Origin of the sequence: Arthrobacter sp. ISL-30, from assembly GCF_018613855.1 — a bacterium.
Taxonomy (GTDB): domain Bacteria; phylum Actinomycetota; class Actinomycetes; order Actinomycetales; family Micrococcaceae; genus Arthrobacter.
Genome location: NZ_JAGGPK010000038.1, coordinates 1 through 14,606 on the forward strand (window position 1 = coordinate 1; position 14,606 = coordinate 14,606).

16 protein-coding genes and 1 tRNA gene are annotated in these 14,606 nt (G+C 62.6%); 8 read left to right on the plus strand and 9 right to left on the minus strand.

The annotated features are described in order from the left end of the window. Window positions 1-189: 189 nt before the first annotated feature. The 3 genes from J7E82_RS14820 to J7E82_RS14830 all read right to left on the minus strand — a co-directional run bounded on the left by J7E82_RS14820 (window position 190) and on the right by J7E82_RS14830 (window position 2,872). A complete protein-coding gene (locus tag J7E82_RS14820; RefSeq protein WP_214863943.1) occupies window positions 190-1,053 on the minus strand; it encodes an HNH endonuclease in 864 nt (287 codons plus the stop codon). Between the two features lie 78 nt (window positions 1,054-1,131). Beyond that, window positions 1,132-1,605 (minus strand): sensor histidine kinase, encoded by a 474-nt coding sequence (locus tag J7E82_RS14825; RefSeq protein ID WP_214863945.1) that lies wholly within the window; start codon window positions 1,603-1,605, stop codon window positions 1,132-1,134. A 175-nt stretch (window positions 1,606-1,780) separates the two neighbouring features. Then, window positions 1,781-2,872, minus strand: coding sequence for an ATP-dependent DNA ligase (locus tag J7E82_RS14830; protein ID WP_214863947.1), 1,092 nt, complete (start codon window positions 2,870-2,872; stop codon window positions 1,781-1,783). 167 nt (window positions 2,873-3,039) lie between these two features. Here J7E82_RS14830 and J7E82_RS14835 point away from each other — a divergent pair, with 167 nt between their 5' ends. Continuing rightward, window positions 3,040-3,765, plus strand: a complete 726-nt coding sequence (locus J7E82_RS14835; RefSeq protein WP_214863949.1) for an HNH endonuclease family protein — start codon at window positions 3,040-3,042, stop codon at window positions 3,763-3,765. On the opposite strand, the gene J7E82_RS14840 is transcribed toward J7E82_RS14835, so the two are convergent. Then, window positions 3,762-4,346, minus strand: coding sequence for a phosphotransferase (locus tag J7E82_RS14840; RefSeq protein ID WP_214863951.1), 585 nt, complete (start codon window positions 4,344-4,346; stop codon window positions 3,762-3,764). The two genes, J7E82_RS14835 and J7E82_RS14840, sit on opposite strands and share 4 nt — an antisense overlap. A gap of 478 nt (window positions 4,347-4,824) precedes the next feature. Here J7E82_RS14840 and J7E82_RS14845 point away from each other — a divergent pair, with 478 nt between their 5' ends. Next, entirely contained in the window at window positions 4,825-5,289 is a 465-nt protein-coding gene (locus J7E82_RS14845; protein ID WP_214863952.1) for a GatB/YqeY domain-containing protein, read from the plus strand. 20 nt (window positions 5,290-5,309) lie between these two features. On the opposite strand, the gene J7E82_RS14850 is transcribed toward J7E82_RS14845, so the two are convergent. Together J7E82_RS14850 and J7E82_RS14855 are read right to left on the minus strand one after the other, a co-directional pair. Further along, entirely contained in the window at window positions 5,310-6,026 is a 717-nt protein-coding gene (locus J7E82_RS14850) for a hypothetical protein (protein WP_251041935.1), read from the minus strand. Between the two features lie 188 nt (window positions 6,027-6,214). After that, a tRNA-Leu gene (locus J7E82_RS14855) sits at window positions 6,215-6,297 on the minus strand. A gap of 283 nt (window positions 6,298-6,580) precedes the next feature. On the opposite strand from J7E82_RS14855, the gene J7E82_RS14860 reads away from it, so the two are divergent. Then, window positions 6,581-7,885 (plus strand): M20/M25/M40 family metallo-hydrolase, encoded by a 1,305-nt coding sequence (locus J7E82_RS14860; RefSeq protein ID WP_214863954.1) that lies wholly within the window; start codon window positions 6,581-6,583, stop codon window positions 7,883-7,885. 10 nt (window positions 7,886-7,895) lie between these two features. Then, a complete protein-coding gene (locus tag J7E82_RS14865) occupies window positions 7,896-9,056 on the plus strand; it encodes an acyl-CoA dehydrogenase family protein (RefSeq protein ID WP_214863956.1) in 1,161 nt (386 codons plus the stop codon). Window positions 9,057-9,074: 18 nt separating this feature from the next. Here the strand turns inward: J7E82_RS14865 and J7E82_RS14870 are convergent, their stop codons facing one another. After that, window positions 9,075-9,308 carry a DUF5703 family protein gene (locus tag J7E82_RS14870; RefSeq protein WP_214863958.1) on the minus strand — a complete coding sequence of 78 codons (234 nt, stop codon included), beginning with the start codon at window positions 9,306-9,308 and terminating at the stop codon, window positions 9,075-9,077. Between the two features lie 39 nt (window positions 9,309-9,347). Between J7E82_RS14870 and J7E82_RS14875 the strand changes: the two genes are divergently transcribed. Further along, window positions 9,348-9,617, plus strand: a complete 270-nt coding sequence (locus tag J7E82_RS14875; RefSeq protein WP_214863960.1) for a hypothetical protein — start codon at window positions 9,348-9,350, stop codon at window positions 9,615-9,617. Between the two features lie 60 nt (window positions 9,618-9,677). Here the strand turns inward: J7E82_RS14875 and J7E82_RS14880 are convergent, their stop codons facing one another. Then, the gene (locus tag J7E82_RS14880) at window positions 9,678-10,610 is read right to left on the minus strand and encodes an aldo/keto reductase (protein ID WP_214863962.1); all 933 of its coding nucleotides are present in this window, start codon (window positions 10,608-10,610) and stop codon (window positions 9,678-9,680) included. Window positions 10,611-10,662: 52 nt separating this feature from the next. Here J7E82_RS14880 and J7E82_RS14885 point away from each other — a divergent pair, with 52 nt between their 5' ends. Next, window positions 10,663-11,496, plus strand: coding sequence for an undecaprenyl-diphosphate phosphatase (locus J7E82_RS14885; protein WP_214863964.1), 834 nt, complete (start codon window positions 10,663-10,665; stop codon window positions 11,494-11,496). A 16-nt stretch (window positions 11,497-11,512) separates the two neighbouring features. Next, window positions 11,513-12,790, plus strand: a complete 1,278-nt coding sequence (gene mshC / locus J7E82_RS14890) for a cysteine--1-D-myo-inosityl 2-amino-2-deoxy-alpha-D-glucopyranoside ligase (protein WP_214863966.1) — start codon at window positions 11,513-11,515, stop codon at window positions 12,788-12,790. Here the strand turns inward: mshC and J7E82_RS14895 are convergent. Next, window positions 12,787-13,692 carry a PAC2 family protein gene (locus J7E82_RS14895; RefSeq protein WP_214863968.1) on the minus strand — a complete coding sequence of 302 codons (906 nt, stop codon included), beginning with the start codon at window positions 13,690-13,692 and terminating at the stop codon, window positions 12,787-12,789. The two genes, mshC and J7E82_RS14895, sit on opposite strands and share 4 nt — an antisense overlap. A 173-nt stretch (window positions 13,693-13,865) precedes the next feature. Between J7E82_RS14895 and J7E82_RS14900 the strand changes: the two genes are divergently transcribed. Then, the gene (locus J7E82_RS14900) at window positions 13,866-14,594 is read left to right on the plus strand and encodes an HAD family phosphatase (RefSeq protein WP_251041936.1); all 729 of its coding nucleotides are present in this window, start codon (window positions 13,866-13,868) and stop codon (window positions 14,592-14,594) included. Window positions 14,595-14,606 lie beyond the last annotated feature (12 nt).

Genomic DNA, 14,606 nt, shown 5'->3' on the forward strand with positions numbered 1-14,606 from the left:
CCGCGACTGTAGTACTAGGACCCTCATCGTCAGGCTGACACAGCCGGCCGGGGTCTCGGGGGGAAGTTGCCCGGCCGGCCGTGGAGCCATAGAGAAATAGTTACAGGGCAAAATCAAGAGTCAACTCTGAAAAGGCTCAAGACTACGCGAGGAATTCCGGGACCCCTGCCAGGCGGACTGAGCGGGTCGCTAGTCGCGCTGATCGAGGATTCGCTGCGCATCCCGCTCGGCATCCAGTGTTCTAGGGTCCACAGTCTGTCCACTGAGGAATCCCGCCGTGTCTACGATTCGACGCAGTTCCGCCACCGTCCGCGGCGTGCTCACACCCAGATGGGCCATCGCATGGCAGTTCGCGCAGAGGGGCACCAGGTCTGTGGTCGGGTCCAGCTGATATTCCTTGCCGAGCTGGGAAACAGGGACGAGGTGATGCACGTGGATGAAATCCCTGCCGATCTCGCCATACGCCACCTCAAAGGAGAAGCCACATGCAGCGCAACGCGTTCCATGGAATGCGATGCACGCCCTGCGAGCCTCCGGGCTGCGTTCGTAACGGATGACGTCAACGCGGCTGACGGCATCCGGCGGGTACGTGCCCGGAACCTGCTGGGTTGGCTCACCGACACTCTCCGGACCAAACTCGCGCCAAACACTGCGGATTCGTGGCTCGTCCACGGGATCGACCATGGTCCCGGAGCTCGAGATGTGTTCCCAGGGCACGCCGGGGACTACGGCCTCGAGAATGGCCGGTGGAACCTGATTGCCCAGTGGATGCAAGGCATCGAAGGAGATCCTGATTTGGGCCTTTGGCTGGGCCTCCGCTGAAGAATGCGGGGGAGCGATTGGCTCCGAAATGACAATGCCGTGGCCGAGCAGTCCTTGACCAGGGGTTGCCTGCAGGAAGATCCAGGACTCCATGCCTGGCACAATGCTCAGGTGGCGGTCAACTGCCCAATTGTCCAGCACCTGGCCGGCATCCTGGCATTGGGCAACTGCGGCGGTGTAATCACCGTCATTCCACCGATCAGGGTTCCACCCGAGAATGATCGCAGCCATAGCTATATTCTGCCGGGTGTGGGCCGCGGATGCGTGTCAGAAATCCGCGTGGTGCACTGGAACAGGAGCGGGCGGCGCTTAGTCCAGCGGCAGGGTGACGATTAAGGCCGTGCCTTCGCCGGGGGCGGTTTCAATCGAGAGGGTGCCACCTGCTTCATGCACGGCGATGGACATGAGGCGGAGGCCAAAGCCGTGGTCCCCACGAGTGCGGGGAGCCTGGCTGTCAAAGCCGGAGCCGTTGTCTGTGATCGCCAGCCTGATTCCGTGATAGACCGCCGCGAGCCGGATGGTGGCATCCTGCGCGTGCGCATGCTTGTACGTGTTGCTGAGGGCCTCCTGGGCCGCCTGGTAGAGCAGCGAGGCCGAGCGCGCCGAGATCTCAATGCTATGGTGCGGCGTCTCCCAGTGCACCCCGGTTCCGTCAAGTCGCAGGGGAGCAGTCAGCCTGTCGATGCAGCCGGCGAGCCCCAAGGCGTGGAAGTCAACGGGACGGTGGTCAGTGATGACGCCGTTGATGGCGGTGATCTCGTCCAGAGCTGTTGCTGTCTTCATGGCTCCTGCTTCCTTGCAGCCTTGGTGCTCTCTTCGCCGGCAGATCTTCCTGCCTTTTGAGCTTGAATAAAGAGTGGCCCACCATGCTCAAGGATAGTCGGAGGTTATGTCGGTTTCGTCCTAGGTTTTGTCGAGAATTCAGCGAGCGCCGAGGCATGGACAAGCCAGGCTCGGCTCACTCCGGCCGTTTGTTTAGGTTTCCGTTATCCAGGACAGCTGCGAGATCAAACTTCACGGGCTCTTCCAACTGCTCGTAGGTGCACGATTCCGGATCCCGGTCCGGGCGCCAGCGTACAAACTGGGCAGTGTGCCTGAACCGTTCTCCTTCCATATGGTCATAAGCCACCTCAACGACGCGCTCGGGCCGCAGTGGCGTGAAGGAAAGATCTTTGCCGGCGCTCCAGCGGCTGCCCTCGGCGTTCCGCGGTGTCCTGCTGCCTTCCTCCTGTTTGGCCCAGGCCCATGGATGCCCGTCGAAGCTGGTCACGAGTGGCTGGAGTTCCTCGAACAGTTCCTTCCGACGCTGCATCGGAAAGGCGCCTACCACACCCACACTCGCCAGCCGACCGTCGTCGGTATAAAGGCCTAGCAGCAGGGAACCGATCCGATCATCGCCGCTCTTGTGCAAGCGGTACCCGGCGACGACGCAGTCAGCTGTGCGCTGGTGTTTGATTTTGAACATCACCCGTTTGTCCGGCTGGTAGGTGCCATCCAGTGGCTTGGCCAGGATGCCATCAAGGCCGGCGCCTTCGAACTGGTTGAACCACTGTTCAGCGGTTCCCTTGTCCCGGGTCGTGGCCGTGAGGTGGATGGGGGCGTCCGCGTTGGCCAGCGCCTTCTCCAGGGCGCTGCGACGCTCCGCGAACGGCCTCCCCGTCAAGTCCTCATCATTGAGCGCCAGCAGATCAAATGCCACGAATTTCGCCGGCGTCTGTTCGGCCAGCAGTCTGACCCGACTGGCCGCGGGATGGATCCGTTGCTGCAGCGCCTCGAAGTCGAGGCGGTCCCCGGATGCGCCCACCAGCACGATCTCGCCGTCGAGAACGCAACGTTCCGGCACAGTGGCTTTGAGCGCCTCGATCAGTTCGGGGAAGTAGCGGTTCATGGGTTTTTCATTCCGGCTCCCGATTTCGATGTCGTCCCCGTCGCGGAAGATGATGGACCGGAACCCGTCCCATTTGGGCTCATAGCTCATCGCACCATCCGGGATAGTGTTCACCGGCTTGGCCAGCATGGGTGCAATAGGGGGCATGATCGGGAGCTGCATGAGGCTTATTCTTGCCGGGAGATCGACGCGGCGCCACCCGTTCCCTCCATCACGGCCGACCCATTTCGTAGCAGTTATCTCATTTTCTCATTTTCTCATTTTCCTGCGTGTGGCGATTCCAGCCTGCCACCCGATCTCCGGATAGCCTGTACGGTGCCGCCGTAGACATGAAGGACATGACGATCACACGCACCGCAGCCACCAGGACCCTGACCTCCCTCGCCGCTTTGCTTCTTGCTGGTGGACTTGCCGGATGCGACGCCGCCGCCCAGGCCATGACGCTGCCCACGACGGCTGTCACCTCCGGACAGACAAGCCAAGCCTCCGGCGTCGACGTGCAGGCATCGTTGGCGCAGCTGGCCACTATCCCTGTCAAGGGCCGTGCACCGAAAACCGGCTATAGCCGAGAACAGTTCAGCGCCGCTTGGACGGACATCGACCACAACGGCTGTGATACCCGCAACGACATCCTCGCCCGTGACCTGACGGACGAGACATTCAAGCCGGGCACGCACAACTGCGTCGTCGCAACCGGCACGCTGGCCGACAAGTACACAGGCAAGACCATTCAGTTCGTCCGCGGAACCGAAACGAGCTCCGCCGTGCAGATCGACCACATCATCCCTCTCAGCCTGGCCTGGCAGACCGGTGCTCAGCAGATCGGCGAAGAGCAGCGGAAGCAGTTTGCCAACGATCCGCTGAACCTCATGGCCGCCGACGGTCCCGCGAACATGGCCAAGTCCGATAAAGATGCCGCCACATGGCTGCCCTCCAACAAGGCGTTCCGTTGCGAATATGTCGCCCGCCAGGTCACAGTCAAGGCCAAGTACAAACTCTGGGTCACGCAGCCCGAGCACGATGCGATCGCAGGAATCTTGAAGGACTGCGACTAATAGGTCCGCGGCTCAAACGGGGCCGGGTCATGTCCTAGTTCACGAATAGCGGCTACTACTTTTCCACGGTGCCAGTGGTTCGCTGCGAGGATTTCGTCGTGGAGTTCCCGCTGCCACAGCGGATCGGAGGGACGATGACCCTCGTCAAGGATCGAACTATCTAGGGCGCGCCGAGCGGAGTGATCCAGCAAGTAGGCTTCCACCGAAGCTTCCTCTTCTTCAGTGAACTCCCGCTCAGAGCGGTATCCGTTGAGGAACTCACCGTAGAGCGTAGGTTGGAGGTCAGCCCCCTCCTCGCCATGTAGGGCACGAGTCGCACGTGCGACGTCGGAAGCAGCCGTGCCGTAGCCTGTTTCGTCGAAGTCGAATATCGCCACGCCTTCATTGGAGAAGCGGAGATTGTCGAGTTCGAAATCACCGTGCATTGTCACGTGTGTGTGCGCGGGTCTTGCAAAAGCAGGGAGCAGCTTATGAAGGAGTGCGAGCGGTTCAGCCGGCTTTCCGCTATCGGAGGGAAGGTCAGATTCAAAGCCATCAGTGCGGGGAGCAGCTGCGTAAAAAGGGCAAGCGCCTGGCCCCACTCTCGGGCATGTTGCGGCGTGAGCGACGGTGCGTCGAGGGTGATGCCCGGGGCCTCTTCAACGAGCATCGCCGACATGGGGCCGAACGACGTGGTTACCGTTGGCACGCAGTCGCCAGACTTGGAGGGCAGAGGACGAGCGACCCAGAGGCCGCGGACATGGGGAAAGTCGCTGGCAAGTTGTGCTCCGCGCCGGAACCGCAGCGCTGTTTCTGTATCAGCAGGCACGAAGCGAAGAAAGCGACGTGGGGCCCCGGGGATCACGAAGACGTGGCTGGCGCTCGACCTCCACCATCGGGGGCTGCCGGGATCAAGATTCCATGCACGTCCGACGTCGTCGGCGATTTTCGAACGCCAGTCCGCATCCACGGATTCCTTGATTCGTCGGATCTCGCTGAGGGGCATCATCGACATATCGTCGCATCCGAAGTGAGCGTCTCGGCGCTAATGTTGCTGGAAAGGACAAACTGAGGAGCGCCATGACCACTTTGAAGGAGCGACTGCATGCGGATGTGATCGTCCACATGAAAGCCGGAAACCGGACAGCGCTGACCACTGTGCGCAACGTGCTGGGTGAGATCGAGACACGCGAGAAGTCCGGCAAGACGCCCGTCGAGTTGGACGATACCCAGGTCACGGCCCTGCTGCAGAAGGAAGCTGCCAAGCGCAGGGATACCGCAGGCATCTACGCCGAAGCTGGCGAGGACGCGCGCGCTGCGGCGGAGATCGCTGAGGCTGAAGTCATCGAGGCGTACTTGCCCAAGGCCTTGACGGCCGCCGAAGTCGAAGCGATCGTTGACGAGACCATCGCTGGCTTGAAGGCTGACGGCATGGAACTCACGATGCGCCAGATGGGTGCCGTGATGAAACCCGTTACCGCTGAAGTTGCCGGACGCTTCGATGGGAAGGCAGTCAGCGAGATCGTCCGCAGCCGCCTGGCCTAGCAAACGGGCCGGGCGGCCGGTCAGCCCTGGAGCGCCTCGACTGCCCTGGCTGCAGACGCAATGCTGTCCCAGCCGCGGCGCCCGGCAGCCGCCGTCGCCGGCTCGATAGCCGCTCCCTTGTTCTGCAGGATCGCGACCAGCGTCGCGTTGACGACGTCCTCACGCAGCTCCCTCAACCAAGGACCATAGATGTTCGGCGTTACCGGGATTCTGGAGCGGATGGTGATGAAGTGGCCGCCCAGGTAAGCGGCCGCCATACACACCGCCCCTGTGAGGACGAGCTTCAGAATGTCATCCCTACTGGTCGCCACAACGTAAACGGGCGGAGCGATCAGGGCGATGATGAGGCCAAGGCGCAGGAACATGATCTCCAGGGCGCTGCCTGAGGCGCGGCGCCGTCGCATGGTCTCTGCCAGGTGCTTGTCTCGGACGGCCTGTGCCTTGATTCGCCACTGGCGTTGTGACCCCAGGTGCAATTTGACCAGGGCTCGGGCCGCTGCGAGCTCCTCCGGATACGCCTTCCTCAGTTGCACCACAAGAGGGTTCTCCCGGTCCGCCCAGAAACTGGTGAGGCGGCGGTCGATGGCTGCCGCCAAGTGATCCAATCCCAGCCGGGCAGCGGCTTCAGGCGTTTCCTCGACGCGCAATGCATCACCCGGCGTCGGGGGAGAGGAGTGGTCGTCGGAACGTGCTCCGTAACGCGGCGATCCGTCTGTCAGGTTGTATTCGTTGTTCATATTGTTCCCGTAACCGGTCCGGCTGCCGGCCATTCTGCTGCTGCATACCGGAAGGGACCGGCGGCTCTGCCGGCCCGCTGACAATTGTGCAACGTTGCTGGTTGCATCGGACTACGCGGACGCGATTGTTACGACCGGCAGGCACAAAAAACCCCGGAAAATCAATGATTTTCCGGGGTTTTCCCATGTGCGCGGAGGGGGACTTGAACCCCCACCCCCTTTCGAGGACTAGCACCTCAAGCTAGCGCGTCTGCCATTCCGCCACCCGCGCCGGTGGTGTTCGGAGCCTTCGTTTTGCGCCTCTCAGCGCTTCTCTTTCCTCCGAAGCAGCGAGAAAAACTCTAACACGAAGATCGGGAAAGGAAAAAATCGGGGCTGGTCAGGGCCCTTTTCCTATGCCTTTCCAGCAAACTCCAATTAAGGAATGGGACACGTCGGCACGGATCGATGGAGTGGTGGGTAGGCTGATGAAATGCCGACCGGCAGCCGATCCCATCTACGGCGTCGAGCAGTTCCCAAGGGAGCTGCAGTCCAGCCAACCGAGGAGCCAAGCGATGTCTGATGTCCGCCCTGAAGACGAAGTTGTCCGGATCTGCCAGGAACTGATCCAGATCGACACGTCCAACTTTGGCGACGGCTCAGGCCCCGGCGAGCGCAAGGCAGCCGAATACACTGCCGGTCTGATCAGCGAGGTTGGCCTCGATGTGGAAGTGTTCGAATCGGCTCCTGGACGCGCCAGCGTTGTCACACGCCTCGAGGGCGAAGACCCGAGCGCAAGCGCGCTGATAGTGCACGGCCATCTGGACGTCGTGCCCGCCTTGAAGGAGCAGTGGTCCGTTGACCCCTTCGGTGGAGAGCTGAAGGACGGGCTCATCTGGGGCAGGGGAGCGGTGGACATGAAGGACATGGACGCCATGATCCTCTCCGTCCTGCGGAACTTTGCCCGGACGGGACGGAAGCCGAGGCGAGACATCATCTTCGCGTTCTTCGCCGACGAGGAGGCGGGCGGAACCTTTGGTGCCCGCTACGCCGTCGATCATCGACCTGAGCTTTTCGACGGCGCTACCGAGGCCATTTCCGAGGTTGGCGGTTTCTCCGCGACCATCGGCGGACAGCGCACCTATTTGCTGCAGACGGCGGAAAAGGGACTGAACTGGCTGCGTCTCGTTGCGCATGGCCGTGCCGGGCACGGTTCGCAGATCAGCACCGACAATGCGGTGACGCGGCTCGCCGCGGCTGTAGCCAGGATCGGCGCCTACGATTGGCCGATCGAACTGACGCCGACCACCCGGCAGTTCCTTGACGGGGTCAGCGAACTGACCGGCGTCGAATTCGATCCCGAGGACCCGGACAAGCTCCTGAAGGAACTTGGAACCGTGGCACGATTCGTTGGCGCAACCCTGCAGAACACCACCAACCCCACCCTCCTGCGCGGCGGCTACAAGCACAACGTCATTCCGGAGTCGGCCGAGGCCCTCATCGACTGCCGCACCCTTCCCGGCCAGGAACAGCACGTCCTGGAGATCGTGAAGGAACTGGCCGGTGCCGGCGTCGAAATCAGCTCGGTACATAACGACGTATCCCTGGAGGTGCCGTTCGCCGGAAACCTTGTGGATTCAATGATCGATGCCCTGCATGCTGAAGACCCCGGGGCAAAGGTCCTTCCATACACGCTCTCCGGCGGCACGGACAACAAGTCGCTTAGCAGGCTTGGCATCACGGGGTACGGCTTCGCCCCGCTGATGCTCCCGGCGGAGCTGGACTTCACAGGCATGTTCCACGGCGTTGACGAGCGGGTCCCGGCCGACTCCCTGAAATTCGGGGCACGGGTACTCAACAGGCTGATCAGCAACTACTAGGAACACCGTCATGAACGAGGCTTCAGTCCTCCCGGACGGCCTGCTGGCCCGGTTTCGAAGCCGTGCTGCCGGCTATGACCGGGACAATGCGTTCTTCTACGAAGACCTCGAGGAGTTGCGGGAGGCCGGGTACCTCGGGCTGTTCGTTCCAGAGTCCGACGGCGGAATGGGGCTTGGGCTGGAAGCGGTGGCTGGCCTCCAACGGCGGCTGGCAACGGCGGCCCCCGCCACGGCACTTGCCGTCAATATGCACTTGGTTTGGACAGGCGTTGCGCACGTCCTGGCCGAGCGCGGGGACGACTCCCTGGACCTTGTCCTCAAGGAGGCGGGGCGCGGAGAGCTCTTTGCGTTCGGCAACTCGGAGGCCGGCAATGACTCCGTGCTGTTCGACTCCCTCACCACGGCCGAACCGCTAGGGGACGGAAGCTACCGCTTCACGGGTCGAAAGATCTTCACGAGTCTTTCACCCGCCTGGACCCGCCTGGGCATCTTCGGCAAGGACCCGCAGGCCAACGACGGGGCCGGAGAGCTCGTCCACGGCTTCATCACGCGGGAGACCCCCGGCTACACCATCCTGGAGGACTGGGACGCCCTCGGCATGCGCGCCAGCCAGTCCAACACCACGGTTTTGGAGGGGGCAGTGGTGCCTGCGGATCGTATTTTCCGCACCCTGCCTGTAGGTCCCAATGCCGACCCCCTCATCTTTGCCATCTTCGCCTGCTTCGAGACGCTCCTGGCAGCCGTTTACACGGGCATAGGCGAACGCGCCCTCGAGCTGGCAGCCGAAGCTGCCGGCAAGAGGACGTCCTTGAAGAATGGCGGGCGGAGCTATGCGAAGGATCCCGATATTCGCTGGAAGGTGGCCGAGGCGGCCATCGCAATGGAGGGGCTGTATCCGCATGTGGCCCAAGTGGCGGGTGACGTTGATGCCCTGGTGGAGCACGGAGGCCAGTGGTTTGCCAAACTTGTGGCGCTTAAGGTGCATGCCACGGAGACGGCCCGCACAGTGGTGGACCTCGCTATCCGCGTGGCAGGGGGGTCCAGTTATTTCAGGGGTTCGGAGCTGGAGCGGCTCTACCGGGACGTATTGGCCGGAATGTTCCACCCCTCGGACGATGAATCGGCGCACAATACTGTGGCAAATGCGTGGCTGGGTCCTCTTGAGGGGTGAACCCTCGCCGGTTGACTGCTAGGCCGTTCGCTGCACGGAGATGATGCGACGACGCAGCCAGAAACGCCGTCCGCCCCCCATATAGAGCCTGCTGCGTTCCAGTTCCCACTTGCCGTACTCGGAATGTTCAACAAGTCGGCGGCGTGCCTCGGGCAAGGAATCATCAGGACCGACCGTCAGTACGAGGTACTCGTACTGCCTCTCATAGTCCCGTTCGCGCTCTACCGAACTGCTCAGAAATTGTTCCTTCATTGCTCTCCATTTTCGCCCTTTTCCGGCTAACGTGAAGTCATGAGCATCGATCCGCGTGTCGCGCTTCAGTCTTTGACCGCCGCCTTGGAAGAGCATCTGATTGCTGCTTCTGCCCGTCGAGGCGAGGGTGATCCAGCTGTGGAAGCCGCCTTCTTCGCCGTCGCCGATGCTTTCGAGGTCTACGAGGACGCGCTCTACGAGTCCTATCAGGAAGTGACTCCGCTACAGGTGTTCGACGACGAGGATGAAGACGAGGAGGAAGTCCTCGACGACGAGGAAGACCTCGAAATCCTCGACCAAAATCAGTAGCCGGACAAAATCGGTAGCCAGCCCGGCATCAGTCGATGGCAGCCAGCCTGGAGGTTTCGCCTAAGGGGCGGAGACATCCTCCAGGGCCCGGGCAATTTCCGCCGGAACAGGGGCCAGTTGTGCGTCCAGCAGTTCCTTGAGTTGGACGGCGTTCCTGGGACCGACTACCGCCGTCGAGACGCCCGGCCGGGACAGCAGCCAACTGAGTGCGACATCCGGAGCGGAGCGGCCGAGGCCCCTCGCTGCCATGGCCACAGCCTCGACGATGCGCGTGGAGCGGGCCTCTAGGTACGGCTCCACGTAGCCGCTGAATGGGCCTTGTGCAGCCCTGGAATCGGCCGGAATCTGGCCCCGGTATTTGCCGCTGAGCACCCCGCGCCCCAAGGGCGCCCAGGCCATGAGGCCCAGGCCCGCGTCTTCGATTGCGGGGATTAGCTCCTCCTCCGGCTTGCGCTTGAGGAGCGAATACTCGGACTGGTTCGCCACCAAAGTGAAGCCTGCCATCGCGGCGGCCTTGGCCGTTTGCCAGCCGTTGTAGTTCGATATCCCCACGTAGCGCGCACGGCCGCTGCGAACAGCCAGCTCCAAGGCGGAGAGCGTTTCCTCTAGCGGAACGTTGCCGTCCCAGGCATGGGCAAACCAAATGTCCACATGGTCAGTGCCAAGGCGTGCCAGACTCGCATCGAGGCCGGAGAGCATGGCGCCGCGGGATGCATTGATGCTTCGCCGCCCGTCAAGCGTGGACAAACCGGCTTTCGTGGAGATAACCAGCTCCGAACGGGAAACCACATCGCCCAACATGGAGCCAAGCAGGGCCTCCGCCTGGCCGTCCGCATAGGAACCGGCCGAGTCTACGAGGGTGCCTCCTGCATCAAGGAACATGCGCAGCAGCTCGGCGGCGTCGTGCTCATCGCTTTGTTGGCCCCATGTCATGGTGCCGAGGGACAAGGCGGACACTCGGAACCCACTGTTCCCCACGTAACGCTGCTGCATAGCTGCTAGCTTACGGGCAGTTCTCAGGGTTCATGACGTATGGTCTATTCACGTGAACTGGATTGAAGCTGCCTTCCTTGGACTGGTACAGGGCCTGACCGAATTCCTGCCAATCTCCTCGAGCGCACACTTGCGCATTATCGGCTCTTTCCTGCCCAACGCAGCAGATCCAGGCGCTGCATTCACGGCCATCACCCAGTTGGGCACCGAAACCGCGGTCATCGTTTTCTTCTGGCGGGACCTCGTACGCATCTTCAGGGCGTGGTTCGGTGCACTCCGGGGAAGGGTGCCACGGAATGACCCCGACGCACGGATGGGGTGGCTGGTGATCCTTGGCAGCCTTCCGATCATCATCCTCGGCCTGCTTTTCCAGGACCAGATCGAATCCGTATTACGCAGCCTGTGGCTTGTGGCGACCATGCTGATTGTCTTCGGACTGATCCTCGCTGTTGCCGACGCCGTAGGCCGGCAACAGCGCGACCTCACGCAACTCGGCTATAAGCACGGCATGCTTTTCGGCTTGGCCCAGGCAATGGCCCTGATTCCCGGGGTGTCCCGTTCCGGCGGAACCATCACCGCCGGACTGCTCATGGGCTACACACGGGAAGCCGCAGCACGCTATTCCTTCCTGCTGGCAATCCCGGCCGTTTTCGGCAGCGGTCTTTACCAGCTGTACAAGGTGGTAGCGAAGGACGGCGTCAGCGGCCCCTACGGTCTTCCGGAGACGGCCCTTGCGACGGCGATCGCTTTCGGCGTCGGTTACGTCATCATCGGATGGTTCCTGAAGTTCGTCTCAACGCGCAGCTATCGCCTCTTCGTCTGGTACCGGATCCTGTTGGGGATGGCCCTGTACCTGCTTCTCGGTTTCAATGTCATCAGCGCCTAGCGCTAGTGTTGGGGCTGTGAAATCGTGGACCTCCCGCCCCGTTCCTGAGCTTCGGGGCTCAATGCCTGGCATCAAATTGTTCGATACGGCCCGTGGCATGGTCACGGATGTTGAACGCTGTACGGAGCAGTCCATGTATGTCTGCGGTATCACTCCCTATGACGCCACGCACATGGGTCATGCGGCAAGTTACGTCGCCTTCGACCTGCTGAACAGGGCATGGCGTGACAGCGGACAGAAGGTTTTGTACGTTCAAAACGTCACCGACGTGGACGATCCGCTGCTGGAACGTGCCACGGCTACGGGGGTCGACTGGCGCGACCTCGCAGCCAGCCAGATCGAACTTTTCCGTTCGGATATGGAAGCCCTCAATGTCCTTGCCCCGGATCGGTACGTGGGCGCCGTCGAATCGATCGGGGACATCGTCCCCGCCGTCGAAAAGCTGATCACCGATGGCCTGGCGTACCGCGTGGACGGCACCGGAGGCGAGCCGGACGGAGACGTCTATTACGACGTCGAAGCAGCCGGCAAGCGCTCCGACGCGGCGGACGCCTGGTCCCTGGGCGAAATCTCCGGGTTAGGCGAAGCCGAGATGCTGGAACTGTTCGCTGAGCGCGGCGGCGACCCAGGCAGGGCCGGCAAGCGCCAGGCACTGGACCCCCTCCTGTGGCGGGTAGCCCGCGACGGCGAACCGAGCTGGCCGGGCGGCACGCTCGGGCCCGGACGACCCGGCTGGCACATTGAATGCACAGTCATCGCGCAGAAGTACCTTCCAGCTCCGTTTTGTGTACAGGGCGGGGGCTCTGACCTGATTTTCCCCCATCATGAAATGGGAGCAGGTCATGCCTATTCCCTGACCGGGGTGCCGCTGGCGCACCACTACGCCCACGCCGGCATGGTGGGGCTCGACGGCGAAAAGATGAGCAAGTCCAAGGGCAACCTCGTCCTGGTGTCGGAACTACGTTTCGCGGGCGAAGATCCGGCTGCCATCAGGCTCGCAATCCTGGCCAACCATTACCGCGCGGACTGGTCCTGGACCGATCAAGGCTTCACGGATGCGAAGGAACGGCTCACCAGGTGGCGGGCGGCCGTGGATCGCGCCCCTGAAGGATCGGCGGCAGGCCTTGTTGCCGCCATGCGCACCGAACTCTCCAATGACCTCAACGCCCCCGGGGCGATCGACGCCATCGACGCATGGGCAGCCGCAGCCCTCGAGGGCGTGCAGGCAACCAGCGCGACGGACGTCGCCCTTGCAGGCGACGCCATCAATGCCCTCCTTGGCGTGGAGCTCTAGGGCTTGTCCTTGCCCCGCCGCTTGAGGTAACGCTCAAACTCGCGGGCTATGGATTCGCCCGTGGCCTCCGGAAGGTCAGCCGTATCCTTGGCCTCCTCAAGCTGCCGGACGTACGCCGCGATTTCCGGATCCTCCGTGGCCAGCTCGTCGACTCCCCGCTCCCATGCCTCGGCTTCTTCGGCCAGGGCGTGCGTGTCGAACGGGAGCTGCAGCAGGTCCTCGATCTTGTGCAGGATCGCCAGCTGCGCCTTTGGGGACGGCGCCTGGGCGACGTAGTGCGGAACGGCAGCCCAGAGCGAAATCGTAGGAAGTCCCGCGAGCAGCGCTACCTCGGCCAGCACCCCAACGATTCCCACAGGACCCTCGTACTGCGAGGACTCCAGGTTGAGGCGCTCACGCAGTCCGGCGTCGTCGGTGGTGGTGCTCACGGGGATGGGCCGGCTGTGCGGCACGTCAGCCAGGAGCGCACCCACCAGCACCACGTAGTCCACTTTGAGGGCCTCGGCGTGGACCAGCAGCTCCGCCGTGTAAGCCCGCCATTTGTAGGACGGTTCAGTGCCAAGCACAAATACGACGTCGACGTTGGAGTCCGGGACGCTGGCGCGGTAGACACGGGTGGATGGCCACTTCACTTTCCTGCCTCCGGAGGCAGTGCGCCGCACGGTGGGCCTGGTGAACTGGAAGTCGTAGTATTCATCGGCGTCCACCGAAGCGACCTTCTTGCCGTCCCACAGTTTGTTCAGGTACTGCAGGGCATCGCTCGCGGCTTCGCCGGCATCGTTCCAACCTTCAAAAGCGGCAAGCATTACGGTGATCCGCTGCCCCTCGGGCACCGGCTGCAGGAGGCGCTCCGGTTCCTGCGTGCTGTCCTGTCCGTCGAGGGCTCCGTCCATGCTGTTCATCCAATCACCCTACGTCTAAGATCGCTCTGGATGCAGCGCATTAAGGGGCAGGTTCTGCACATTTGCCGCCGCCGATACTGTTCCTTGCCGCCTATCAGCCGCTATCAGGGGCTTTCTTCGCCGTGCGCGTAGTGCGTCCGGGCGCACTCATGCTTCCACGTAGACTGGAACCCATGCGTGCCACAGAATCACCGTCCCAGTTGAAAGCCGTGCTATGGGACATGGACGGGACCCTGGTGGACACCGAGCCCTATTGGATTGCCGCCGAACATCGGCTGGTTGAAGCCCACGGAGGGCACTGGTCCCACGAGCAGGCGATGCGCCTGGTTGGCCAGTCGCTCACGTACTCGGCGGGGATCCTGCAGAACGCCGGAGTCCGCCTTGAGGCAAGGGAAATCATTGACACGCTCAGCGCACAGGTGATCAGCAGGATTCGCGAGGAAGTGCCATGGAGGCCGGGAGCCCGCGAGCTTCTCGACCAGTTGCGGGACGCTGGAATTCGCTGCGCCCTGGTCACAATGTCGGAGGGCCCACTGGCACGCGAAGTCGTAGCCAGCCTGCCCCGGCCCTACTTCGAGTTCCTTGTAACCGGCGACACCGTGACCCACGGGAAGCCCCACCCCGAGGCATACCTGACTGCTGTGGAACGGCTCCAGGCTGCGGATCCGAAACTGGGAATCGATCACTGCGTTGCACTGGAGGACTCGCTCCCCGGTGTGATGGCGGCCGTCTCGTCAGGGGTCGTGACGGTCGGCATTCCGCACCAGCTCCCGCTGCCTCAAGACAACCGCCGAAGCACCTGGAGCTCCCTGTCCGGAAGGACAGTCGCGGACCTCGAACGCCTGGTGGCCGCCCGGGCCATTGCCCGGCGCGAGAACCGTCTTCTCGAAGGAGCGAACTAAGTGGCAGTGCCG

Bases quoted from the DNA above. Each gene is read 5' to 3' on its own strand.
- J7E82_RS14820 (WP_214863943.1), bottom strand. From the start codon at position 1,053: ATGGCTGCGATCATTCTCGGGTGGAACCCTGATCGGTGGAATGACGGT.
- J7E82_RS14825 (WP_214863945.1), bottom strand. From the start codon at position 1,605: ATGAAGACAGCAACAGCTCTGGACGAGATCACCGCCATCAACGGCGTC.
- J7E82_RS14830 (WP_214863947.1), bottom strand. From the start codon at position 2,872: ATGCAGCTCCCGATCATGCCCCCTATTGCACCCATGCTGGCCAAGCCG.
- J7E82_RS14835 (WP_214863949.1), top strand. From the start codon at position 3,040: ATGAAGGACATGACGATCACACGCACCGCAGCCACCAGGACCCTGACC.
- J7E82_RS14845 (WP_214863952.1), top strand. From the start codon at position 4,825: ATGACCACTTTGAAGGAGCGACTGCATGCGGATGTGATCGTCCACATG.
- J7E82_RS14850 (WP_251041935.1), bottom strand. From the start codon at position 6,026: ATGAACAACGAATACAACCTGACAGACGGATCGCCGCGTTACGGAGCA.
- J7E82_RS14860 (WP_214863954.1), top strand. From the start codon at position 6,581: ATGTCTGATGTCCGCCCTGAAGACGAAGTTGTCCGGATCTGCCAGGAA.
- J7E82_RS14865 (WP_214863956.1), top strand. From the start codon at position 7,896: ATGAACGAGGCTTCAGTCCTCCCGGACGGCCTGCTGGCCCGGTTTCGA.
- J7E82_RS14870 (WP_214863958.1), bottom strand. From the start codon at position 9,308: ATGAAGGAACAATTTCTGAGCAGTTCGGTAGAGCGCGAACGGGACTAT.
- J7E82_RS14875 (WP_214863960.1), top strand. From the start codon at position 9,348: ATGAGCATCGATCCGCGTGTCGCGCTTCAGTCTTTGACCGCCGCCTTG.
- J7E82_RS14880 (WP_214863962.1), bottom strand. From the start codon at position 10,610: ATGCAGCAGCGTTACGTGGGGAACAGTGGGTTCCGAGTGTCCGCCTTG.
- J7E82_RS14895 (WP_214863968.1), bottom strand. From the start codon at position 13,692: ATGAACAGCATGGACGGAGCCCTCGACGGACAGGACAGCACGCAGGAA.
- J7E82_RS14900 (WP_251041936.1), top strand. From the start codon at position 13,866: ATGCGTGCCACAGAATCACCGTCCCAGTTGAAAGCCGTGCTATGGGAC.